We start from the raw sequence: 20,521 nt of genomic DNA, 5'->3' as shown, positions 1-20,521 counted from the left end.
AGTTGTTTTTATGAATAAACATATTACGCTTTCGTTTTTAGCTTGGTTAGCGGCTATTTTTGTAGGGGCTGCAGGTATATATGGTTTATGGCCTTCACCACAGGGTAAAGTGCTTTTAGCTATTGAAATAATAACCTTAATTATTCTGTTATTTAATAGCGCCAGTATTACCCGCTGGGTATATAAACACACTAAAAACAAACAACAACGTTATATCGCCCTATTATGCATGGCCTCCTTAGTCTTATGCATTTGTGGAGACGTGGTAAATTTTAATTTAAGCAATCAATATTACCGTTATAACGAGGTAATTAAGCACGACTATTTAGCTGACTCTGTGTGGTTTTTTGTACCCGGATACAGCTTACTCTTTATTGCTGTACTACTGGCGAGCCGTAGTTTAGTTATGTATCCATTATATTATGTGGCTGCTTATTTAGGGGGCACGCTATTAATATCGCTGCTTTGTTTTTATTTTATGCATATTCCAGAGGCAGGTTATTATGTACTGCTATTAACCGGGCTTCATAGTTTTGTTATAACCAGTGTGGGATTAATGAGTTTAGTACTGCTTAATACATATCGCAGGTTAAACGCGCCTTTGGGAGTATGGCTGGTTAGTTTAGGGTTAGTATTAGCGGCAATTGCCGATGCATTAATTGGTTTATATTGGATTTATGGGAATAGCGGTGAAGGGTACTTTCCACAAATTAGGTATATAAATTGGATAATTTATATTAGCTCGCAATGCTTAGTTATTCATTTAGCTAAAATAAATATAACCTATAAGTTAGGTTAATAATTTACTTACAAAAAAGCCGCTAATAAATTCAGCGGCTTTTAATATATAAGCAAAGCTTACATTACACGCATGCCAGGCTCTGAGCCGTCGTCTGGGTTAAGAATGTAAATCTCTTTACCGCCAGGCCCTGCAGCTAATACCATGCCTTCTGACATACCAAAACGCATTTTTCGTGGTTTAAGGTTAGCAACCATAACAGTAAGCTTACCTTCAATATCCTCTGGAGCGTAAGCCGATTTGATACCCGCAAACACTTGGCGCGTTTCGCCGCCTAAATCAAGTGTTAGCTTAAGTAGTTTATCGGCGCCTTCTACGTGCTCAGCTTTAGCAATTTTTGCTACGCGTAAGTCTACTTTTGCAAAGTCGTCAAATTCAATTTCATCACAAATTGGCTCTTTAGCCAGTGGGCTATTAGGGTCAATAGTCACTTTTGATTCTAAGCTTTCTTTTGACTCCTCAACCATTTTATTTACTTTGTCCATTTCTACACGTTGCATTAACGGTTTAAATTTATTGATTGGGTGGCTTACTAATGCATTTTGCACGCCGTCCCATGTAAGGTCGTCATTTAAGAATGCTTCTACGTTATCGGCCATTTCAGGCAGTACAGGCTTTAAGTAGGTAATTAACACGCGGAATAAGTTAAGCCCTAATGAGCAAACTTCGTGCGCTTCTTGTTGTTTAGTTTCGTCTTTAATGAGTACCCAAGGTGCTGCGGCATCTATAAATTGGTTTGCTTTGTCGGCAAGCGCCATTATTTCACGAATTGCACGGCTAAACTCACGGTTTTCGTAATGGGCTGTAATGCTTGGTGCAGCTGCTTGAAATTCTTTAAGCAACTGGGGTTGCATAACGGTTGCGCTTAGCTTGCCATCAAACTTTTTAGTAATAAAGCCTGCACAACGGCTTGCTATATTTACTACTTTACCTACTAGGTCTGAGTTTACGCGTTGCGCAAAGTCTTCTAGGTTTAAATCAAGATCAACAATGCCGCCGCTTAATTTTGCCGCGTAATAGTAACGTAAATATTCTGGGTTTAAATTATCTAAATAAGTACGCGCTTTAATAAACGTGCCTTTCGATTTAGACATTTTTTCGCCATTTACGGTAACAAAACCGTGGGCAAATACGTTAGTTGGCTTTCTAAAGTTAGCGCCTTCTAACATTGCTGGCCAAAATAAACTATGAAAATAAATAATGTCTTTACCAATAAAGTGGTAAAGCTCAGCGTCTGAATCTGCAGCCCAAAAAGCATCAAAGTCGATACCTTTTTTATCACACAGGTTTTTAAAGCTGGCCATATAACCAATAGGCGCATCTAACCAAACGTAGAAGTATTTACCTGGTGCGTTTGGTATTTCAAAACCAAAGTAAGGCGCATCACGGCTAATATCCCACTGTTGCAGGCCATCAGTAAACCATTCATCAAGCTTGTTAGCCATTTCTTGCTGAATAGTACCCGAGTGTAACCACTCTTTTAACATGCCTTCAAATGCTGGCAGATCAAAAAAGTAATGCTCAGAGTCTTTTAAAATAGGCTCAGCACCAGACATAACCGAGCGCGGGTTAATTAAATCTGTAGGACTATATGTTGCACCACATGAGTCGCAGTTGTCGCCATTTTGATTTTCAGACTTACAGGTTGGGCACGTACCGGTTACAAAGCGATCGGGTAAAAATATGCCTTTTTCTGGGTCGAATAACTGCGAAATAGTGTGCCTTTTAATATGCCCTGCATCGTTTAGGCGATTATAAATAAGCTCACTCAGCTCTTTGTTTTCTTGGCTGTGGGTACTGTGATAATTATCAAACTTAATATTAAAGTCGGCAAAGTCGCGTTGACGCTCAATACTTACTTTTTCTACCGCTTCTTCAGGCGTGATCCCTTGCTTTTGCGCGTTAAGCATAATAGGCGTGCCATGGGCATCGTCGGCGCAAACATAATAGGCTTCGTGGCCTTGTAGTTTTTGAAAACGTGACCAAATATCAGTTTGAATATATTCCAATAAATGACCTAAGTGAGTAGGGCCATTTGCATAAGGTAATGCGCTGGTAATCAGGATCTTTCGCTGTGCCATAATCATTCCGAATTGACGGTTCCTATTAAGGAACGGATGAAAATCATTAATTTATTTACAAGCTGAGCGCTAACAACGCAACAGCTTGTGGATTTGTATTAATTGACTGGTGTTAATGCCCTGAATGTTACATAATTCCGAGGCACTTTTCATCAAAGAAACGTTATTTAATTACTATGTTTGGACTGTCGAAACTATTCTCTTCTAAATCGGTGCAAAAACAACCGATCTTTGCTGCTTTAGCCGCGTATCGTAGTGCCGCTTTTGCTGTGGGTATTGATGAAAGCTTCATTAAGAATATCACCCAAAACGACGATAAATCGCTCACTATTACTTTAATTTTGCCATTTGCTGCACAGTCAGAAATGCCAATGGTGGCAGAGCATGTTACTAACGCTCTCAAGGTGGCAGTAACTGTGTCGGCCACGGTAGAGCTTAAAGAGCCTGCAAAATTTAAAACAATTAAACATATTGTGCTTATTGCCTCAGGTAAAGGCGGGGTGGGTAAATCGACTACTGCTGTTAATTTAGCAGGCGCGCTGCACAGCGAAGGCGCAAAAGTTGGTATTTTAGATGCCGACATTTATGGCCCGTCAATCCCTATGCTTTTAGGCTTGGTAGGCGCAGAGCCCATCACTAAAGATAACAAACAGTTACAGCCTTTTGATGCAAACGGTATTAAAGCACAATCAATCGGCTTTTTAGTACCCAGCGATGACGCCACTGTATGGCGCGGGCCTATGGCATCGGGGGCGCTTAGCCAGCTACTAAATGAAACTGATTGGGGCGAGCTTGACTACCTTATTGTTGATATGCCACCAGGTACGGGTGACATTCAACTTACTATGAGCCAAAAAGTACCGGCAAGTGGCACAGTAATTGTTACCACACCCCAAGATTTAGCCTTAGCCGATGCGCAAAAAGGCATCGCCATGTTTAATAAAGTAAACGTGCCAGTGCTGGGCTTAATTGAAAATATGAGCCATTACATTTGCAGCCACTGCGGCGAGGCAAACCACGTATTTGGTAAAGATGGCGCACAAAAACTAGCACACAAGCACGGCGTTCCTGTGCTATCACATATTCCGCTTGCAATAGATATTCGAGAATACTCTGAGCAGGGCAAACTTATTGCTTGCGATAACACTGCAGCAATAAGCAAAACTTACAGCGCAGCAGCGCGGCTTATAGCCAGCACGCTTTACTATCAACAGCATCACAACTCGGTAGAGATTGTGATTACGGATGATTAATACACCATGAGACTTTCAGATACACATATTAAAGAATACCTAAACGATGGCCGTATTGTTATTGAGCCTGCACCCACAGATGAGATGATTTCGGGTGTTACTGCCGACTTACGCTTAGGTAATAAATTTAGAACTTTTCATGCACATACAGCAGCATATGTAGATTTAAGTGGCCCTAAAGATCAGCTCAATAAAGCCATGGAGTCAATCATGAGCGACGAAATTGTGCTAGATGAAGGCGAAGCATTTTTTTTACACCCAGGCGAGCTTGCACTGGCTATTACCTATGAAAAAGTAACACTGCCAGCAGACATTGTAGGCTGGCTAGATGGACGTTCATCGCTGGCACGATTAGGTTTAATGGTGCATGTAACCGCGCATCGAATTGATCCCGGTTGGAGTGGTAATATTGTTTTAGAGTTTTATAACTCAGGTAAACTCCCTTTAGCACTAAGACCTATGATGAAAATTGGTGCTATGAGTTTTGAAACACTTACAGGCCCTTGTGCTAATCCTTACAATACGCGTAAAGATGCTAAGTACAAAGATCAAAACAGTGCCGTAGCAAGTCGTATTAGCGATGACAGGTAATGATTAAATAAAGCACTTTACTCATCTAACTTATGAAGCGCATAACCCAGTAATTCAAAATATTGGTTAAGCGCTTTATTTGCAGCGTTAATGTGCTCATCATCTGGGTATATTAAATCACTACTTTTTAGCCCACTGACTAAAAAGCTATTTTTTATATGCGGGTGGCTGGCTATACAGGCTTCAAAGCAACGCGCTGCTAGCTCCTCGGGCATACTCATGTAATTCATATTTTTTGCTTTATCGTATTCAATGCACGTTTGTACAAATCGGTTTGCAGCAATGCCCTGTGCATCTAAAAACACGTTTTTGTAAAAGTCATTAAGCGTATTATTGAGCGGATGCGATAAATTAGGCGTGTTTGATAACCACAGTTTAGACGCAAAACCAAAGCGTGGTTTTGCTGCAAATAAATGCTCACTTATATGATGATCAAAAGCATGAAACCATTCATGGGCGAGCGCACCACCGCCGGCATTTTTTGCAAGTGCAAGCGTTTGGCTAGCTGCATTATAATGCGCTTGTACATGCTTTTGTCCGCCAGCACCAAACGCAAAATTGAGTTTACCGCGCAGGCCAATTGCTTTAGGTGGTAAGTGCAGTATTTGTGCTAAATCGGCAAGTGCATCATAAATTAAATTAGCACTAATGTAGCGCTCTTCTTTGTTTACCCATTTACCTACCACCATAGATCTAAAACCGAAAGTGTCTCTTATATCGCTAAAATCAACTTGATCGTCAAAACGATAATCGGGACCTTGACGGCTAAAGCCGCGTTTTAATCTATTTTGATAGTTACGCATCGCTAATATCATTTATAAAAACTAATCATAAATTATAAGTAACGTGCTTTTACGTGAGCAGGCATGTGTTGGGTTTGTTTTTGTATTAATTCATCAAGTAAATTATAAAGTGGGGCAGGGTTTAACTGTTCAATAAGCTGTAAGCTATGTGCAACGGCCTCAAGCGTTGACAAGCTATCTGCGCGGGGAGCTTTACGTATTGTGTAACGATTTTTAGGTAAATTAGCAAAGCTTACAGTTTGAAACCGTTGCAGTAGCGAGCTTAGCTGTAAAATTTTATAGGCTTTTTTCCATGTACCATCAATAACAATTAAGTGCGTAATAGGCAGTAGTGTGTTTAGCGCGTCGTTATTATCTAAATTTATAGCCTGCTCATTAGGGTAAAGTAAAACGGTTGAGCTGGCAGGTAGGGCACGAAGCTGCGCAAAGTCGTTATTACTTTCGCCTTTGATTATTTGGCAATCAGCTAGGCATAAATTTAATAATTTAGCCGTGTTTTTTGTTACTTTTTCTTCACTAGGGTGCTGTAAAATAATTACTTTTACTTTATTGTTAATAGAGGTTACAGCACTGCAAATACAAGTATTAAGTGCGAACAAACAAAAATTACACAGTGGGCGAGCCATTTAAACTACTTTTGGTGAAGGTACATTATGAGTAATTATACATTTATAAGGTAATTAAGTTGGATTTTTTTACGCTTAGCTATAGAGTGTTATAGATTAAGGTTAATTAAGTATAGATTGTTTTTAAGGGTTAAAATATGACAGAAGTAAGTATTAACGAAGCAGCATTAGAGAGTATGGAATCGTTATTAGGTGAGCAATTTGCAGCTACTCTCGACTTTTGTTGTGTGGAATTTGAGCGCTTAGGCTCAGAAGTGTTGGCCACAATTGGGCAAGATAAAGAAGCGTCGGTGCGCCACGCTCATAGTTTAAAGTCGAATGCGGCTCAATTTGGTGCCGATAGCTTGGCCGCGGTAGCGGGTGAAATTGAACAAAGTTTAAATAACGATAACTTAGCTCAAGCCACTGCTGCATCAGCGCAGTTAATGACGCAAGTGGCGCAATCTCAAACGCTATTAAATAACTGGTTGGCATCACGTTAAGCAGATAAGTAAAGGCGTAGGTTTAGGCATTAAACATGAATTTATTTCAGTATTAAGTTACTAAATTGACTAGTGTTTTACGTCTTTACTAAGTTATTCTAAGGGTTATTCGTGCCCTTTAGAGGTAGTAATGTCAGAAATTAAAATGAGTCATAAATTAGACGGTGTCTGTTATGACATTCGCGGCCCTGTTTTAGTCCAAGCTAAAAAAATGGAAGACGAAGGCCAAAAAGTTTTAAAGCTAAACATTGGTAATCCGGCTGCGTTTGGCTTTGATATGCCAGAAGATATGCACCGCGATATTATTCGCAATTTATATTCAGCCCAAGGTTATTGTGATTCTAAAGGGCTTTATTCGGCGCGGGTGGCTATTTATCAGCATTATCAACAACGCGGTTTATATAATTTAGATGTAGATAACATTTATATTGGCAATGGCGTTAGCGAACTGATTCAAATGGTTACGCAGGCATTGTTAAATAATGACGATGAAGTGCTGATCCCCGCTCCCGATTACCCTCTGTGGACCGCTGCAGTAAAGCTCTCTGGTGGCAATCCGGTGCATTATTTATGTGATGAAGAGCAAGATTGGTTTCCGGATATTGCTGATATAAAAAGTAAAATCACCTCTAAAACCAAAGCATTAGTATTGATCAATCCAAATAACCCGACAGGGGCTGTGTATAGCGATGATTTACTGCAGCAGTTAATTGACATAGCGCGTGAGCACAAGTTACTACTGTTAAGTGATGAAATTTACGAAAAGATTTTATACGACGGCATTACGCATAGCTCAATTGGTGCACTGTGCGACGATGTGCCTATTATTACCTTTAACGGTTTAGCAAAAACGTACCGTGCTGCTGGCCTAAGAATGGGCTGGATGGTGTTAAGTGGGCGTACGTCGGTTATGAGTGACTTACGCAAAGGCCTAGAAATTTTATCATCTATGCGTTTGTGCGCTAACGTACCTGCTCAATATGCCATTCAACAAGCATTGGGCGGAGTACAATCAATCGACAACCTAATTAATCCAGGCGGGCGTTTGTATGTACAGCGTGATATAGCGTGGCGCGGGCTCAATGCAATAGAGGGTATTAGCTGCGTAAAACCAAAAGGTGCCTTATATGCTTTTGCTAAAGTAGATACCGCGCGCTTTAATATTAAAAGCGATGAGCAAATGATGTTTGATTTACTCAAAGCTGAAAAAATATTACTGGTGCATGGGCGTGCATTTAACTGGCCTGAGCCTGATCATTTTAGATTGGTGTTTTTACCCAACAAAGATGATTTAACGGATGCGATGACTAAAATGCAGCGCTTTTTTAAAGATTACCGACAAGCCTAACTTTTAAAACACACAAAAAACGAGCCAATTTAGGCTCGTTTTTACTTATGCTAAAGTTAATATAATTGCTATTAATAGGCTTTATCAACACGTACGCTGTTATCGTTTAAATACACCAGCCTTACACTATCGCCTTTGCTAAAGCGCATTGATTGGTCTTGATTTTGAACCACCATAAATTGATCGCCATTTTCAACTTGTATTAATAACTCTACTAAACGAGTTTGTTGGTAATGGCTTTTTTGCTGTTGATTATGCGCTACATTGCCGCCTATCACTGAGCCCAAAATAGTAGCAACGGTACGCCCGCTGCCACCGCCAAACTGATTACCAACAACGCCGCCAAGCAAAGCGCCGCCAAATGTTTTCCAACCATTGCTTTGATCTTGTACTAGCTCTTGCTCAGTAATATTACGCACTGATTGCACATCGCCAAATAGCACTTGTTGTACTGCTACTGCTTTATTGCGCTCGTAATTAGCCAATGCAGGTGCGCTAATTGTAAGTAATGTACACATTAATACAGTAATCGCTTTCATAATTAACTCCTATTGACTACCAGCCAAAGGTTGATTTTTCTTTCGTTTTACGAATTTCTGTTTCGTCAGCCCATTCAACTAAGCCACTTTCCATATCCATTAAACGCATGGTAAATTTATAGTATACGTCTGATTTGTCAGCATTGGATTTAACTATGCTTGATAAGTTGCCATACAGCATATACTGCGCACCAATTTGTTTACCAAATGCCACAGCAGTCGTGGGGTTAACTAATGCATCTTCGTTTTGAAATTTAAGCTGCTCACGTATAGCTTCAACTCGGGTCATATCAACAAATCTAAATTTTCCGCTACGCAGTAACTGAGTTGAAATAGAGTCGGTGATTGATTCGGTATCAATGTGCTCGCTGGTTTTGTTTTTAATTCTTTCAACAAATACCACAGGGCGTTTATTGGCGGTCATGGTGCCAACAACCGGAGAGCTTAATAGTGAATCGGTCATTTGGCTGGCTACTTTTTGTAAATCGGTAGAGCCAAAGTTAATGTCAGTGGTTTCTACGGCTTGTGCGTCGCCATAACTAACTACCGCTTTATTTGCACAACCACTTAATACTAATGCACTTAAACCAATAAGCGCGTAAGTTGAAGCTGTTTTGAATCTTTTACGTATGATCATTGTTATTTCCTTTATTCTTTAAATTCTTGCGCATCGGTAGACACTTCTCTTACTGCTAATGAGAAGGTAACTGCATCTGGGCTGGGTGCTAGGCCTGGTAATTGTGTTTGTGCAAAGCCAAATAAGGTAATTGCTTGCCAAGGGGAGTGATTGCCCTTAATAACAAAGCCGTCTTTGTCGTACCAATTAAATTGATACTGTAAGTATTGCGACTTTTTATATTGGCTTGCTAAGGTAACTACCACGTCAGTTAATTGGTTTGTTTGACGTGTTTTTACGTCACTAATAGCTAGTTTCTCACCAAGCTCTGGGTTATCAACACGTAGTTGCTGATTAAATGTTTTATTACCTTGCTCAATTGCTATACCCGATGTGTCTGGTTTGCCAGCACAGGCACTGAGTATTAAAACCGCAAATAATGGCATTATGTATCTCATAATCGCTCCTAGAGTTGTACTACATGATAATTAAAGTAGTTATTTATAGAGGTTAGATAAATTAAGGTTAACCTTTGCTTACTAACGGTAAAATTTATTGGCGCTTGCGTGCCTATGGTTAATGAATGCGCGCCGCTGTTTAAGCTACTTCGCGCCACACTTATTTGATTTGGTAGCGTGAGCCAACTACGTGTATCGGCTTGCTCAGAGGCTAAGTTATAAATGTTCGCAATTATATTACCTACGTCTCCGGTGCTACGAGCCAGTTCGGCTCGTACTTTTTCTTTGGCGACTAAACGTAGTATTTGCCGCGCTATTCTGGCAGGTATTTGATCTTCTAACGTTTTAGCAGCCAGTGATTCTATGTGCACTAGCGGGCTTAATACTAAGTTTTGGGCATTAATACTGATGTTATTAATGCTACGAACATAGGCGTTGTCTTTATAAACTGGCATAGCTAAGCTATAAAAACGTGCATTACCACCAGAGGTAAAAATAGGTAAACGTAATTTAAATTCGTGTTGCTTAAGCACTAAGCCTTGTTCAAATAATATAACTACTTCGCCTTGTTCAGACGGTATATTTGCTGCCTCACCAAAGCGCTTTTTAAACTCACTTAGGTCTTGATCAAAGCCTTGTTTTTTAGCAAGGCGAAGTACATCACGTTGCAAATAAATATTGTTGGGTTGTATTTCGAGTGCTTTTTTATAGTCAATGTAGGCATCATCATACTGTTTACTGCTTTGGTACAATAAAGCGGATAAATAAAAAGTATAAGCATTTTGAAAGCCATTTTTAACGTCTCGGGTAACCTTGCTCATACTTGGATAATGCTGCTGCGCTTCTTTTGTAGCGGAATCTAGCGCTGCCTGATTTTGAATAAGTGCGTCTACTTGTACTTTATTAGCCCGTCTAACTTCAACTAATGCACCTTCAACATCATTTTTATATACGTAATTAAGCGCTTTATAACTATGCAGCATGCTCATTTCATAAGGGGCAGGTATATAAGTAATAGCCGAGTCGTTGGTAAATAAAGCATTACTTTGTTCAAGCCCGCTACTGAGCTGAACTTTGGCAGCCTCGCGCTTGTTGTGTACTTGTTGATAAACGTTTTCAAATTGGCTTTGTGCATCGGCTTGCATGTTAGCTAAGTCGGCTAGGCGCGCTTGCTCTAGTTGATTAAGCAAGTAGCTACTGTGCATACTACTGTTTTTAGCAATAAGCGACTGCGCTTGTGCTATGTTGTTACTCTCTATTGCTTGTCTTACAGGGGTTACTTGAGTCGCATAGTCATTAAATAGATCGCTAAATCCTATGGTACTACAACCACTTAAAATAAAACAAAAACTAAATATTAAGCTGCGGCGCACTGAGCACTCCTTTAAATTTACTTAATAAGATTAACATACACCCATTAAAAAAATATGTGAAATATTGTAAAAAAGCGTAGCATAACTGCCGAGCAGTGAACGAAGCGTTAATCGTATTAATAATTGCACTGTTATTATAATAACTAAATCTAAAAACCACTGAATTGACAGTGTTAAACTGTATTTATTTTAGCTAAGGATTGTTTTTGAAAACAACGTTGTACACTTTAAGTGCTTTAATTGCGTTTGCCGCTAACTCTTTATTGTGCAGAATGGCGCTAGCACAAGGGTATATAGATGCATGGAACTTTACTATTATTCGCTTACTTAGCGGGGCTGTGTGTTTAGCCATTATTATGCTGCTTTATACTAATACTACAAAACGTAACGGCACGTTTAATAGCGAAATATTAAAAGATACAGGAAGCTGGCGAAGCAGTATTAGTTTGCTGGTTTATGCATTGTGTTTTTCCATCGCGTATATAGAGCTTGATACTGGCACTGGTGCACTTATTTTATTTTCAGCAGTACAACTTACTATGATTGGCTGGGGAATTTATAATAAAGAGCAATTAAGCCTATTACAATGGTTGGCATTTATAAGCGCTTTTGCCGGCTTTGTTTATTTAATGTTGCCCTCTGCTGCAATGCCTTCATTGTTTGGAGCGACCCTTATGGCCATTAGTGGCATAGCGTGGGGTGTGTATAGTATACGAGGGAAAGTTTGTATATCACCACTGAGAACCTCTGCATTTAACTTTATTCGCAGCTTAGTTGCTTTGCCTATATTGCTAATAATAGGCATGGGTTATATAAAAAGTATCCGTATAGAAGGGGTGTTACTTGCATGTGCCAGTGGCGCAATAGCTTCAGGTATTGGTTACAGTATTTGGTATACGGCAATGCCAAAATTAAAAAGCACCCAAGCAGCAGTGGTGCAGCTATGTGTACCTGTGCTTGCTGCCATTGCAGGCGTGGTGTTTTTATCTGAGCAGTTAACTGTGCAATTTATAGTTGCCAGCAGTGTTATTTTAGGGGCAGTACTGGTATTTACGCTCAATAAAAAACAGTTTGCTAAACAGGGCTAACGTTAATTATAAAGCGCTCATAAAGCATGGGTAAGTTGGCTAAAATAGCCTCTTTGGCTAATAAGTCACTATTACTTATACACTCATACAGCACTGGCAGACTAAGCATATTAACCAGTAATTGCGACTGCTTAATATGGCTAATATGCCAAAGCTCGGGGGCTACACCACCTAAGTCATGCTGATAAGGCCGATAAAATCCAAACATTGCTAAGTTAGCATCTAGCCAGTCGCTCAGTGGTTCAAATGGGCCACTTTGTTGATATTCATCGGGCGTGAGTTGCAACTGGTAATCATCACTCACTGCCGCTTTATCAAACACATCTAAATCTGTTCCTAAATGATGTCTACTTGCGCCAGGCAGTGCAGAGTAGAGCATAATGGCAATACACTTATCTATATCGCTCAAGCCATCTAACTCAACAACTTGCTGTTGTTTATTATAAACAGGGCGTGCACCTGAAAATTTAGCATTGAAAATAGCCGCTTGGCGGTTAAAGTCACGAAAGCTGGAGGCGATTGTAAGCTCAAACCCTGCTGCTTTTGCGGCACTTTGCAGTGCTAAAAAATCATTAACAATATTGCAGTGCAAACGATGATTTTGTATTTGGGTTAAATGTGTATTACTTTTTCCTGTAATACACATTGTGGTTATTTTTTTTGAGTTCATTACGTTAGTAGGTTTTCTAAAATTTGCTCGTAAATATCGCACAGTGCAATTAAGTCATCGGTACTTACACATTCATCTACTTTATGAATAGTGGCATTGCGCGGGCCAAGCTCAATTACTTTAGCGCCGGTTTGAGCAATAAAACGCCCGTCTGATGTACCGCCAGTCGTTTCTAGATTTGTTGTTAAACCGGTTACCGATTTAATTGCCTTTACTGTGGCGTCAACCAGTGGGCCGTGCTCTGTTAAAAACGGTTGGCCGTTTACAATCCAGCTTAATTCATAATTTAAATTATGCTGCTGTAAAATAGCGTTAACGCGTTGTTGTAATTGCGTATGAGTAACTTCAGTACTAAACCTAAAGTTAAACTGTACTTCTAACTCCCCGGGGATCACATTACCGGCCCCAGTGCCGCCATTTATATTTGAAATTTGAAAACTAGTGGCGGGAAAGTACTCGTTACCGTGATCCCATACTGTTTGGCTTAGCTCAGTGAGGGCAGGGGTAGTTAAATGAATAGGGTTTTGCGCTAACTGCGGGTATGCCACATGCCCTTGTATACCTTTAACAGTTAAAAAGCCGGTAAGTGAGCCTCGGCGTCCATTTTTAACTACATCGCCTAATACATCACGAGATGAAGGCTCGCCAACTAAACACATATCTATTTTTTCACCGCGCGCTTCTAGGGTGTCAATTACCCGAGTAGTGCCGTTTATAAATGGGCCTTCTTCATCTGAAGTAATTAAAAAAGAAATAGAGCCTTTATGATCTGGATGCTTTGTTACAAAACGTTCAGTAGCAACCAGCATAGCAGCCAATGAGCCTTTCATATCGGCTGCACCGCGCCCGTGTAATAAACCATTTTCAACTAGGCCAGAAAATGGCGGGTACTGCCAGTTTTTTTCAGGGCCAGTGGGGACTACATCGGTGTGCCCGGCAAAACAAAAATGTGGCGATTGCGTCCCTTTGCGTGCCCAGGTATTTAAGGTGTCGGTAAAAAATAACGATTCGATGTTAAAGCCAACTGCTTGCAATCTATCGTTCATCATTTGTTGGCAGCCAGCATCTTCAGGTGTTACCGACTCGCGTTGTATTAACGCTTGCGCTAGAGCGATTACGTCATCTGTCATTATTTAAAAATCTCATCGTATTGTGCTGCTTTAAAACCTAAGTGGTACTCGTTGTTATTAACCAATACAGGGCGTTTTATCATTGCAGGTTGCTCAACTAATAACGGTATCGCTTTTTCTTTAGTTAAGCTTTGTTTTTCATCATCGCTTAAGGCGCGGTAAGTGGTGCCACGCTTGTTTACAAGCTGCTCCCAATCAAGTTTATCAGCAAAGTTACTAACCATACTCTCGTTTACGCCATCTTTGCGATAGTCATGAAAAGTAAACTCAATGTTGTTATCGGTTAAGTATTTTTTAGCTTTTTTTATAGTGTCGCAATTGCTTATGCCGTAAAGGGTGATCATAAATCTACTTCTTTTTAATAATAGTTAATAAAGTATCGACACCCGCATTTACCTGCGAGTGTGAAAAGTGAAATGTACCTAGGCTGTGGCCATTGAGCAAAATTAAACTTGCTAGCATAGGTGCGTCAAGTTCGCGTAAATCAAAATAAGCAAGGCGTTGGCCTTTACATATTTTGCTACCATTTAACTGAGCTATGTGGGTATGGGTAATGTGTTGCGAACTCAAAATAGTTAAATTAATTAGTACTTTTAGGCCGTTTTTAGCTTGTAAAATAAATTCGGTGCCGGCATTTTTTACTTGCAGCAAAGTGCCATCAAATGGGGCTAAAATTTTATGGTTGCTTAGCTGTACCATAATGCCTGGCCCTAATGTGCCAAAGCGAAAAAGAGGTTCGGGGTGTTCGTTAAGTGCTATTACTTTTCCTGAAAATGGGCTAGTAATATTAATGGCATGACGAGGTAATTTATTTTGAGCTAAATAATCTATTGTTTGCGGTTTCATAAGTCACTCAAAAATTATGTTATAGCCATCTTTTTTTAAAGCGGTAATAGCTAAATCTACAGTGTGTTTTTTTATTAATATATAATCGGTATCGACAGTGCTATGCAATTGTAATGTTTGTTTTGACATTAAAAGCCCGACGAACAGCAATAACTATAAGGTTATAGTATAGATTATTAACCCTAAATTAAAGCAGTAACAGTAACTAAGCGAGTTGTGGTTACGTTAGCAAAAGTAAGGGTAATTATGTTGTCCACATTTTCTGTGGATAACTGTGGGAATTGTGGCGTATAAGTGGTTTAACATACTGATTATAATGTCTAAAATTATTAGTTTAGAAAAGATCCATTTAGCACTTAATAGCGTATGTATTAATATTCAGGTGAAACCTGTTCATACTAAAAGGCCTTAAAGCATGAGTGATTTTTTACTCATTCAGTGCGTTTTTATGAAAATTCCATATAAAATAATTTGTGTTACACTACCATAAAAACAACCAATATTATTGGTAGTGTTGATATTATGTATGAGGAGTCATGATGCAAAAAAGTGTGATGTCGCAAGTACAAATAGGGCGTGTGTACGCTAAAAAATGGCCAATGCGAAAAGAATTAGCCCCCTTGTTTGCTGAGTTTAAAGTAATAAAGGCGACAGAGTTGGCGATTACGGTAATGCCAATATTAGCCATGCTAACGTTATTTTTTCAGTTAAATTATCTTGGCTCTGACTTTTTACCGCAAGCAATTGCAAGCGCGCTTTTTTTTATATCGCTCCCTTTACAAGGTTTGTTATGGTTAGGAAAACGAGCGCAAACCGAGTTAGAGCCTGCTATGCAACGTTGGTATAACGAGCTTTATGCTAAAATGGTCGCTAATGGCTATCAAGCACAGCGCAGCGAAAAAAAGCCCCGTTACTTGGAGCTTGAAGAATTACTTAACGATATGTTTGATAAAATGGACAAAACGTTCACTAAAGAGCAATTTTAAGCGCCTGTTGCCTTTATATATGCGCAACAGCTACGCTTTTGTCTCTTGTAAATTGTGTAATATAAAACGATAAGGTGACACTATGCTCACCTTTTTCTTCGAGCGCTAGCCAGTGCTCGGGTCTGAACTTCCACGCGAATGGTGTCATCATTATTAAGTTTTTAACGTCACTAAAGTTCAAGGTAACTTGCTCTGTGATAAGTGTTTGCGACGTTTGTGTAAACATTGCAGGCACTTCTATTTGTGTATGTTCATTAACACTGGAGTAAATATACTCTTTTAACTCTTTTAAATGCTTAGGTCCGGGGCTTGCCACTACGAGTGTTGAACCGGGTTTAGCAAGTCTTGCTAGTTCTTGAGTAAATAATGGTGCGAATACACTGACCAATACATCGGCAAAGTAGCTTTTAAAAGGTGCTTGGCTAATAGATGCCACGCTAAAGTGGCAATTGCTATAGCGTTTTGCCGCATATTTTACCGCCGCCTTCGATATATCAACCCCGTACACAGTGGCTTGGGTATTATTAGCTAAAGCTTGGGTGTAAAACCCTTCACCACACCCTAAATCAATAATATTATTAGCTGCTATATCACTAATAATTTGGCCAAGTTCGTGCTGTAAAAAAGCATAATAGTTGCGCTCTAAAAAAGCGCGCCTGGCTTGCACCATTTCTAATGAGTCACCAGGTTGTTTTGAGTTTTTTTGCTGTACAGGCAATAAATTTACATAGCCTTCTTTTGCAAAGTCAAAACTATGGTTGTTTTCACAGCGAAGCATATTAGCTGTTTTTATTAGTGAGTTGCTACACAGTGGGCAGCTATATTCAAGACTCATGAGCCTAGGTAGTCCTTATCGTAAAAAGTTTTTACCCAATGTGGGCGATAAGTGATCATAATTGTAATAGCCATACCGTTTAACATGGCTTCTGGCAGCCAAATAATAGCGCTTAAGTAAACGTAATTATCTGCTAATTGTTGCCAGCTATATTGACCAATAGCAAGATAAAATAATGCCCCTAAAGCTATTTTTATACAGGCGATAAACCCAGCCGTAATAAACGCACATACAAATATATAAACAAAAAAGTGGCGCGGTAAATACTGATAACTAACAATAAAAGCCAAGTAGCTCAATAAAATAGGAATAAATGCGCCAATAAGCAATTGCACTGGCAGTAACTCAAACTCAATTAAACCAAATGCGGCTAATAGCACCGTTGCCAGAACACTACTTAAAATAGTTAAACGCCAACCGAGTATAAGTGTAGCTGCAGTAATACCTAAAATATGTAAATCAAGGCCCGTTAAAATACCAGCTTTAATGCGCCATAAAACAGCAAACACCAACGCACATGCAAGTACTCCTGTTTGGCGTATGGGTACATTGTAGAGTGCTTTATAGGTCGCTTTATCAATACTAAATAAGCTTATAGCGATTACAAGGGCCCAAAGTAGCCCTTGCATTGGGAGGCTAAGCATAGGGTTATTTAAATTCAGACCAAATAGGGGCATGATCCGATGGCTTTTCGATGCCACGTAATTCGTAATCTATACCTGTGTCTATACAACGCGCGGCTAGCTCATGTGTTGCAAGTACAACATCAATTCGTAGGCCACGGTTATCTAAAAACCCTTTTGAGCGGTAGTCAAACCACGAGTATTGATCGCTGGTTTCTGGGTTTTGCTCTCTAAAGGTGTCTTTAAAGCCCCAATTAAGTAATGTTGCCAGCCATTCACGCTCTATCGGTTGAAAAGAACATTTACCGGTTTTTAACCAACGTTTAGCATTTACTTCGCCAATACCTATATCTAGGTTGGTAGGTGAAATATTAATATCGCCCATTACAATCACGTCTTCATCAGGGGTATGATTTGTTTGCAGGTGGGTCATTAAATCTTTATAAAACTGACGTTTATATGGGAACTTGGTTTCGTGATTAATGTTTTCACCTTGCGGGAAATAACCATTCATTACCGTTAAATCACGGCCATTGTCTTGCTCTACGGTAACACTGATCATGCGCTTTTGTGACTCTTCAGTATCAGTGGCAAAGCCTTTAAATACCGATTTAGGTTCTTTTTTGCATAACATAGCTACGCCGTAATGGGCTTTTTGGCCATGATAATAAACGTGATATCCCATTTTTTGTACATCTTCTAGTGGGAACGCTTCGTCATGAACTTTAATTTCTTGTAGGCCAATAATATCGGGTTGATGTTTGTCGATAATAGCTTGTAATTGATGAAGACGCGCACGCAGACCATTGATATTGAAAGAAATCACTTTCATAGCATATACCTTAAAATTGGTTCTATATAATGCGTTAAATTATATCAGTAAATACACTTACATAACACGCCCGAAAAAAGGAAGTTATTGGCTGAACTTTTAAGTGTAAAAACACTCGCTGTAATGTCCGATATTACACCAATATTTTTGCAAAAATTACAAGGCATGAAGCAAAGCTTTCATTGCTATAATGCGCTACGTTAGTTTTCATACTTATATTTACGTTGTAACTAATTGATTTTAAAAGGTTAGTGTTTTTGGCATTTAACTTGTATTAGTTAAATTGACATTAATTAACTACAAGGATACGTCTTATGAAAAAGTTAACATTAGCCACTACTATTTTAGCAACGTTAAGCTTAGCAGCTTGTGCATCTAACCAAGGGTTAGATAAAATTGATAGTGACTTTGCAAGTTTAGATAACGATAGTGATGGTTTTATTTCGAAAGTTGAAGCCGATGACGATAATATTTGGCAACACTTTTCAAATATTGATACCAATATGGATAATCAAATAAGTCGCAATGAATTTAATGCGTACATGCAATTAAATACCGGAAAAGTTGCCACAGACAGTGAAGTAAGCGAATCAGCATTTAAAGCGGGTATTACTAAATTTGATAAAATACAAAGCAGTTTCTCGAGTTTAGATAACGATAAAAGTGGCTATATTTCGGTTGAAGAAGCAGACGATGATGATATTTCAAATCACTTTGGCTATATGGATTTAAATAAAGACAAGCGTGTTAGCAAACGTGAATTTGTAACTTACATAAAAAAATATGGCAATACAGTCGCTGAAGACGACGCACTTAAAAGCGCCAATAACAGCTAAGCACACCATTTTAAAGTGTGAGGAAGGAGCCAGTGCTGTGCACTGGCTTTTTTTGTGGCTTTGATTTACTAAATTGCTCGATATGTTTTCCTACTTTGCTGTAGTTCTGGCATAATAGTCGGCTGTGTGTGTTTATTAGTTTAAGAGCGTTTATGGTGGGTCGGCGAGTTAGTGATGAGCAATTAATTGAGATCATTGAAGCGGTGATTTTTGTTGCTGACAAACCGTTAAGTAAACGTCATCTAAAGGATGTTGTTTTAGGCGATTTAGCAATATCTATGGCGCGTATAAACGATGCAATAACAGCAATACAAACACATTTTCAGACCCGTGGTATTCGTTTGGTAGAAGTAGGCAGTGGTTATCGTTTTCAGGCATGTAGTAGCTTAAGCCCTTGGCTAAGTAATTTATGGCAAGAGCGCGCGCCCAAATATTCGCGTGCATTGCTCGAAACGTTATCGCTAATTGCTTATAGGCAACCAATTACACGCGCCGAAATAGAACAAGTGCGTGGTGTTACTACGGGGTCAAATATTATTAAAACACTACTCGAAAGAGAGTGGATTAAAGTGGTAGGTCACAAAGAAGTGCCGGGTAAGCCGGCGCTATATGCGACTACTAAACAATTTTTAGATTATTTTTCGATAACAGGTTTAGATAATTTACCTGCCTTGCCAGAGCAACAGCAAAGTAAAATTAACCAGTTATTAAGTGATCCTTCTGTGAGAGAACCATCCGAATGAGTGTTATACAAGGTGAAAAGTTACAAAAAGTCCTAGCCCGTGCTGGCGTAGGCTCACGCCGTGAAATGGAAAAATACATTGATGCAAACCGCGTTAGCGTTAACGGCAAAGTGGCTAAATTAGGCGATCGTGTTGAAGAAACAGATTCAATTCGTGTTGATGGCCATACGGTAAAAATTGAAGAAAAAGCGGATAGAATTTGTCGCGTAATTATGTATAACAAGCCTGAAGGTGAGTTAAGCACGCGTAAAGATCCTGAAGGTCGTCGTACTGTATTTGACCGCCTCCCTCGTATTGATGGCGAGCGCTGGATTGCGGTTGGCCGATTAGATATTAATACCGCAGGCTTGATGTTGTTTACTAACGATGGTGAATTAGCAAACCGACTTATGCACCCAAGTTACGAAGTTGAACGTGAATACTCAGCCCGTGTATTTGGTGAAGTAACCAAAGAAACCATTAAAAATTTAACCCGTGGTGTTGAACTTGAAGATGGCCCAGCAAAGTTTCTTACGGTTAACCCTATGGGCGGCGAAGGTATAAACCGTTGGTACAATGTAACGCTTAATGAAGGACGTAACCGAGAAGTTCGTCGTTTATGGCAATCACAAGAGGTTGAAGTTTCTCGCTTAATTCGTATTCGTTACGGTAAATTAGAGCTTGATAAGCGCGTACCACAAGGTGGCTGGATTGAATACGACCTAGACACAGTAAACTATTTACGTAAAACAGTTAAGTTAGGACGTGAAACACAAACTAAGCTTTCTGTAATGCCTGAAAAACGTAAAGATAAGCGTGCCAAAATAAACCAAATACGTAAAGCGGTTAAAAAGCATAATCAACGTGTTAAACCAACTAAACGTAAGTAACCTGCTATTTAGTTAAATTAACCTGAGCTCCGGATAATAAACTTATCTCAAGCAGCTATTTTCAGCGCTAACTGCGTTGAATTTACTTGCAATA

At 39.4% G+C, this 20,521-nt stretch carries 24 protein-coding genes and 1 pseudogene; 10 read left to right on the top strand and 15 right to left on the bottom strand.

Annotation, left to right across the window (positions count from 1 at the left end; all coding sequences use genetic code 11):
* Nucleotides 1-10 precede the first annotated feature (10 nt).
* Nucleotides 11-799, top strand: a complete 789-nt coding sequence (locus AAEZ22_RS00120) for a hypothetical protein (RefSeq protein ID WP_352295693.1) — start codon at nucleotides 11-13, stop codon at nucleotides 797-799.
* Between the two features lie 59 nt (nucleotides 800-858).
* Here the strand turns inward: AAEZ22_RS00120 and metG are convergent, their stop codons facing one another.
* A complete protein-coding gene (metG, locus tag AAEZ22_RS00115) occupies nucleotides 859-2,880 on the bottom strand; it encodes a methionine--tRNA ligase (protein WP_306288086.1) in 2,022 nt (673 codons plus the stop codon).
* 176 nt (nucleotides 2,881-3,056) lie between these two features.
* On the opposite strand from metG, the gene apbC reads away from it, so the two are divergent.
* Nucleotides 3,057-4,133 (top strand): iron-sulfur cluster carrier protein ApbC, encoded by a 1,077-nt coding sequence (gene apbC / locus AAEZ22_RS00110; RefSeq protein ID WP_089368183.1) that lies wholly within the window; start codon nucleotides 3,057-3,059, stop codon nucleotides 4,131-4,133.
* 6 nt (nucleotides 4,134-4,139) lie between these two features.
* Complete coding sequence (gene dcd / locus AAEZ22_RS00105) at nucleotides 4,140-4,724, top strand: dCTP deaminase (protein WP_011328000.1); 585 nt, start codon at nucleotides 4,140-4,142, stop codon at nucleotides 4,722-4,724.
* 17 nt (nucleotides 4,725-4,741) lie between these two features.
* Here dcd and AAEZ22_RS00100 read toward each other — a convergent pair whose 3' ends face one another.
* On the bottom strand, nucleotides 4,742-5,527 hold the full coding sequence (locus tag AAEZ22_RS00100; protein ID WP_182677101.1) for a CLCA_X family protein: 786 nt from the start codon (nucleotides 5,525-5,527) through the stop codon (nucleotides 4,742-4,744).
* Nucleotides 5,528-5,559: 32 nt separating this feature from the next.
* Nucleotides 5,560-6,153 (bottom strand): tRNA-uridine aminocarboxypropyltransferase, encoded by a 594-nt coding sequence (locus AAEZ22_RS00095; RefSeq protein ID WP_309217057.1) that lies wholly within the window; start codon nucleotides 6,151-6,153, stop codon nucleotides 5,560-5,562.
* Between the two features lie 137 nt (nucleotides 6,154-6,290).
* Between AAEZ22_RS00095 and AAEZ22_RS00090 the strand changes: the two genes are divergently transcribed.
* Entirely contained in the window at nucleotides 6,291-6,635 is a 345-nt protein-coding gene (locus AAEZ22_RS00090) for an Hpt domain-containing protein (RefSeq protein WP_011328003.1), read from the top strand.
* A gap of 130 nt (nucleotides 6,636-6,765) precedes the next feature.
* Nucleotides 6,766-7,983: a pyridoxal phosphate-dependent aminotransferase gene (locus AAEZ22_RS00085; RefSeq protein ID WP_011328004.1), complete on the top strand. Its 1,218-nt coding sequence runs from the start codon at nucleotides 6,766-6,768 to the stop codon at nucleotides 7,981-7,983.
* Between the two features lie 71 nt (nucleotides 7,984-8,054).
* On the opposite strand, the gene AAEZ22_RS00080 is transcribed toward AAEZ22_RS00085, so the two are convergent.
* Genes AAEZ22_RS00080 through AAEZ22_RS00065 form a run of 4 tightly spaced genes read right to left on the bottom strand, consistent with a single transcriptional unit; the run spans nucleotide 8,055 to nucleotide 10,969 of the window.
* Nucleotides 8,055-8,522: an outer membrane lipoprotein gene (locus AAEZ22_RS00080; RefSeq protein ID WP_086994301.1), complete on the bottom strand. Its 468-nt coding sequence runs from the start codon at nucleotides 8,520-8,522 to the stop codon at nucleotides 8,055-8,057.
* Nucleotides 8,523-8,538: 16 nt separating this feature from the next.
* Complete coding sequence (gene lpoB, locus AAEZ22_RS00075) at nucleotides 8,539-9,159, bottom strand: penicillin-binding protein activator LpoB (protein ID WP_192531688.1); 621 nt, start codon at nucleotides 9,157-9,159, stop codon at nucleotides 8,539-8,541.
* Between the two features lie 11 nt (nucleotides 9,160-9,170).
* Complete coding sequence (locus tag AAEZ22_RS00070) at nucleotides 9,171-9,596, bottom strand: YcfL family putative periplasmic lipoprotein (RefSeq protein ID WP_058373255.1); 426 nt, start codon at nucleotides 9,594-9,596, stop codon at nucleotides 9,171-9,173.
* Between the two features lie 8 nt (nucleotides 9,597-9,604).
* The gene (locus AAEZ22_RS00065) at nucleotides 9,605-10,969 is read right to left on the bottom strand and encodes a COG3014 family protein (protein ID WP_352295688.1); all 1,365 of its coding nucleotides are present in this window, start codon (nucleotides 10,967-10,969) and stop codon (nucleotides 9,605-9,607) included.
* Between the two features lie 206 nt (nucleotides 10,970-11,175).
* Here AAEZ22_RS00065 and AAEZ22_RS00060 point away from each other — a divergent pair, with 206 nt between their 5' ends.
* A complete protein-coding gene (locus AAEZ22_RS00060) occupies nucleotides 11,176-12,057 on the top strand; it encodes a DMT family transporter (RefSeq protein ID WP_352295685.1) in 882 nt (293 codons plus the stop codon).
* Here AAEZ22_RS00060 and AAEZ22_RS00055 read toward each other — a convergent pair.
* The 5 genes and pseudogenes from AAEZ22_RS00055 to AAEZ22_RS18750 form a co-directional block, all read right to left on the bottom strand.
* On the bottom strand, nucleotides 12,044-12,727 hold the full coding sequence (locus tag AAEZ22_RS00055; RefSeq protein ID WP_352295682.1) for a M15 family metallopeptidase: 684 nt from the start codon (nucleotides 12,725-12,727) through the stop codon (nucleotides 12,044-12,046). The genes AAEZ22_RS00060 and AAEZ22_RS00055 overlap by 14 nt on opposite strands.
* Nucleotides 12,727-13,857, bottom strand: coding sequence for a succinyl-diaminopimelate desuccinylase (dapE, locus tag AAEZ22_RS00050; protein ID WP_350593713.1), 1,131 nt, complete (start codon nucleotides 13,855-13,857; stop codon nucleotides 12,727-12,729). The genes AAEZ22_RS00055 and dapE overlap by 1 nt, the downstream gene beginning before the upstream one ends.
* Nucleotides 13,857-14,201, bottom strand: coding sequence for an ArsC family reductase (locus tag AAEZ22_RS00045; protein WP_086994314.1), 345 nt, complete (start codon nucleotides 14,199-14,201; stop codon nucleotides 13,857-13,859). Before AAEZ22_RS00045 ends, dapE begins: the two co-directional genes overlap by 1 nt.
* 4 nt (nucleotides 14,202-14,205) lie before the next feature.
* Nucleotides 14,206-14,703 carry a PTS glucose transporter subunit IIA gene (locus AAEZ22_RS00040; RefSeq protein ID WP_309217062.1) on the bottom strand — a complete coding sequence of 166 codons (498 nt, stop codon included), beginning with the start codon at nucleotides 14,701-14,703 and terminating at the stop codon, nucleotides 14,206-14,208.
* Nucleotides 14,704-14,706: 3 nt separating this feature from the next.
* Nucleotides 14,707-14,805, bottom strand: a pseudogene (locus AAEZ22_RS18750) (ACT domain-containing protein); the annotation flags it as partial.
* 437 nt (nucleotides 14,806-15,242) lie between these two features.
* On the opposite strand from AAEZ22_RS18750, the gene yfbV reads away from it, so the two are divergent.
* Complete coding sequence (yfbV, locus tag AAEZ22_RS00035) at nucleotides 15,243-15,689, top strand: terminus macrodomain insulation protein YfbV (protein WP_011328017.1); 447 nt, start codon at nucleotides 15,243-15,245, stop codon at nucleotides 15,687-15,689.
* A 13-nt stretch (nucleotides 15,690-15,702) separates the two neighbouring features.
* Here yfbV and AAEZ22_RS00030 read toward each other — a convergent pair whose 3' ends face one another.
* The 3 genes from AAEZ22_RS00030 to xthA are packed head-to-tail and all read right to left on the bottom strand — an operon-like array spanning nucleotide 15,703 to nucleotide 17,979.
* Nucleotides 15,703-16,524 (bottom strand): putative RNA methyltransferase, encoded by an 822-nt coding sequence (locus tag AAEZ22_RS00030; RefSeq protein ID WP_309217063.1) that lies wholly within the window; start codon nucleotides 16,522-16,524, stop codon nucleotides 15,703-15,705.
* Nucleotides 16,521-17,168 carry an energy-coupling factor ABC transporter permease gene (locus AAEZ22_RS00025; protein ID WP_352295678.1) on the bottom strand — a complete coding sequence of 216 codons (648 nt, stop codon included), beginning with the start codon at nucleotides 17,166-17,168 and terminating at the stop codon, nucleotides 16,521-16,523. The genes AAEZ22_RS00030 and AAEZ22_RS00025 overlap by 4 nt, the downstream gene beginning before the upstream one ends.
* A 4-nt stretch (nucleotides 17,169-17,172) precedes the next feature.
* Entirely contained in the window at nucleotides 17,173-17,979 is an 807-nt protein-coding gene (gene xthA / locus AAEZ22_RS00020; protein ID WP_011328020.1) for an exodeoxyribonuclease III, read from the bottom strand.
* Between the two features lie 314 nt (nucleotides 17,980-18,293).
* Between xthA and AAEZ22_RS00015 the strand changes: the two genes are divergently transcribed.
* The 3 genes from AAEZ22_RS00015 to rluB all read left to right on the top strand — a co-directional run bounded on the left by AAEZ22_RS00015 (nucleotide 18,294) and on the right by rluB (nucleotide 20,427).
* Nucleotides 18,294-18,815, top strand: coding sequence for an EF-hand domain-containing protein (locus tag AAEZ22_RS00015; protein WP_352295675.1), 522 nt, complete (start codon nucleotides 18,294-18,296; stop codon nucleotides 18,813-18,815).
* A gap of 152 nt (nucleotides 18,816-18,967) precedes the next feature.
* Nucleotides 18,968-19,558 carry an SMC-Scp complex subunit ScpB gene (gene scpB / locus AAEZ22_RS00010; RefSeq protein ID WP_352295672.1) on the top strand — a complete coding sequence of 197 codons (591 nt, stop codon included), beginning with the start codon at nucleotides 18,968-18,970 and terminating at the stop codon, nucleotides 19,556-19,558.
* Nucleotides 19,555-20,427 (top strand): 23S rRNA pseudouridine(2605) synthase RluB, encoded by an 873-nt coding sequence (rluB, locus tag AAEZ22_RS00005; RefSeq protein ID WP_011328023.1) that lies wholly within the window; start codon nucleotides 19,555-19,557, stop codon nucleotides 20,425-20,427. Before scpB ends, rluB begins: the two co-directional genes overlap by 4 nt.
* Nucleotides 20,428-20,521 lie beyond the last annotated feature (94 nt).

This window comes from Pseudoalteromonas sp. 20-MNA-CIBAN-0454 (assembly GCF_040308685.1).
GTDB lineage: Bacteria > Pseudomonadota > Gammaproteobacteria > Enterobacterales > Alteromonadaceae > Pseudoalteromonas > Pseudoalteromonas nigrifaciens.
This window is presented reverse-complemented; position numbering and strand designations above follow the sequence as displayed.

What these genes read in the sequence shown, in the direction of transcription:
- AAEZ22_RS00055 (WP_352295682.1), bottom strand. Translation starts at nt 12,727, where the DNA reads ATGAACTCAAAAAAAATAACCACAATGTGTATTACAGGAAAAAGTAAT.
- AAEZ22_RS00030 (WP_309217063.1), bottom strand. Translation starts at nt 16,524, where the DNA reads ATGAGTCTTGAATATAGCTGCCCACTGTGTAGCAACTCACTAATAAAA.
- AAEZ22_RS00040 (WP_309217062.1), bottom strand. Translation starts at nt 14,703, where the DNA reads ATGAAACCGCAAACAATAGATTATTTAGCTCAAAATAAATTACCTCGT.
- metG (WP_306288086.1), bottom strand. Translation starts at nt 2,880, where the DNA reads ATGGCACAGCGAAAGATCCTGATTACCAGCGCATTACCTTATGCAAAT.
- AAEZ22_RS00095 (WP_309217057.1), bottom strand. Translation starts at nt 6,153, where the DNA reads ATGGCTCGCCCACTGTGTAATTTTTGTTTGTTCGCACTTAATACTTGT.
- AAEZ22_RS00025 (WP_352295678.1), bottom strand. Translation starts at nt 17,168, where the DNA reads ATGCTTAGCCTCCCAATGCAAGGGCTACTTTGGGCCCTTGTAATCGCT.
- AAEZ22_RS00090 (WP_011328003.1), top strand. Translation starts at nt 6,291, where the DNA reads ATGACAGAAGTAAGTATTAACGAAGCAGCATTAGAGAGTATGGAATCG.
- dapE (WP_350593713.1), bottom strand. Translation starts at nt 13,857, where the DNA reads ATGACAGATGACGTAATCGCTCTAGCGCAAGCGTTAATACAACGCGAG.
- yfbV (WP_011328017.1), top strand. Translation starts at nt 15,243, where the DNA reads ATGCAAAAAAGTGTGATGTCGCAAGTACAAATAGGGCGTGTGTACGCT.
- rluB (WP_011328023.1), top strand. Translation starts at nt 19,555, where the DNA reads ATGAGTGTTATACAAGGTGAAAAGTTACAAAAAGTCCTAGCCCGTGCT.
- apbC (WP_089368183.1), top strand. Translation starts at nt 3,057, where the DNA reads ATGTTTGGACTGTCGAAACTATTCTCTTCTAAATCGGTGCAAAAACAA.
- AAEZ22_RS00070 (WP_058373255.1), bottom strand. Translation starts at nt 9,596, where the DNA reads ATGAGATACATAATGCCATTATTTGCGGTTTTAATACTCAGTGCCTGT.
- dcd (WP_011328000.1), top strand. Translation starts at nt 4,140, where the DNA reads ATGAGACTTTCAGATACACATATTAAAGAATACCTAAACGATGGCCGT.
- lpoB (WP_192531688.1), bottom strand. Translation starts at nt 9,159, where the DNA reads ATGATCATACGTAAAAGATTCAAAACAGCTTCAACTTACGCGCTTATT.
- xthA (WP_011328020.1), bottom strand. Translation starts at nt 17,979, where the DNA reads ATGAAAGTGATTTCTTTCAATATCAATGGTCTGCGTGCGCGTCTTCAT.
- AAEZ22_RS00080 (WP_086994301.1), bottom strand. Translation starts at nt 8,522, where the DNA reads ATGAAAGCGATTACTGTATTAATGTGTACATTACTTACAATTAGCGCA.
- AAEZ22_RS00120 (WP_352295693.1), top strand. Translation starts at nt 11, where the DNA reads ATGAATAAACATATTACGCTTTCGTTTTTAGCTTGGTTAGCGGCTATT.
- AAEZ22_RS00100 (WP_182677101.1), bottom strand. Translation starts at nt 5,527, where the DNA reads ATGCGTAACTATCAAAATAGATTAAAACGCGGCTTTAGCCGTCAAGGT.
- AAEZ22_RS00045 (WP_086994314.1), bottom strand. Translation starts at nt 14,201, where the DNA reads ATGATCACCCTTTACGGCATAAGCAATTGCGACACTATAAAAAAAGCT.
- AAEZ22_RS00085 (WP_011328004.1), top strand. Translation starts at nt 6,766, where the DNA reads ATGTCAGAAATTAAAATGAGTCATAAATTAGACGGTGTCTGTTATGAC.
- scpB (WP_352295672.1), top strand. Translation starts at nt 18,968, where the DNA reads ATGGTGGGTCGGCGAGTTAGTGATGAGCAATTAATTGAGATCATTGAA.
- AAEZ22_RS00015 (WP_352295675.1), top strand. Translation starts at nt 18,294, where the DNA reads ATGAAAAAGTTAACATTAGCCACTACTATTTTAGCAACGTTAAGCTTA.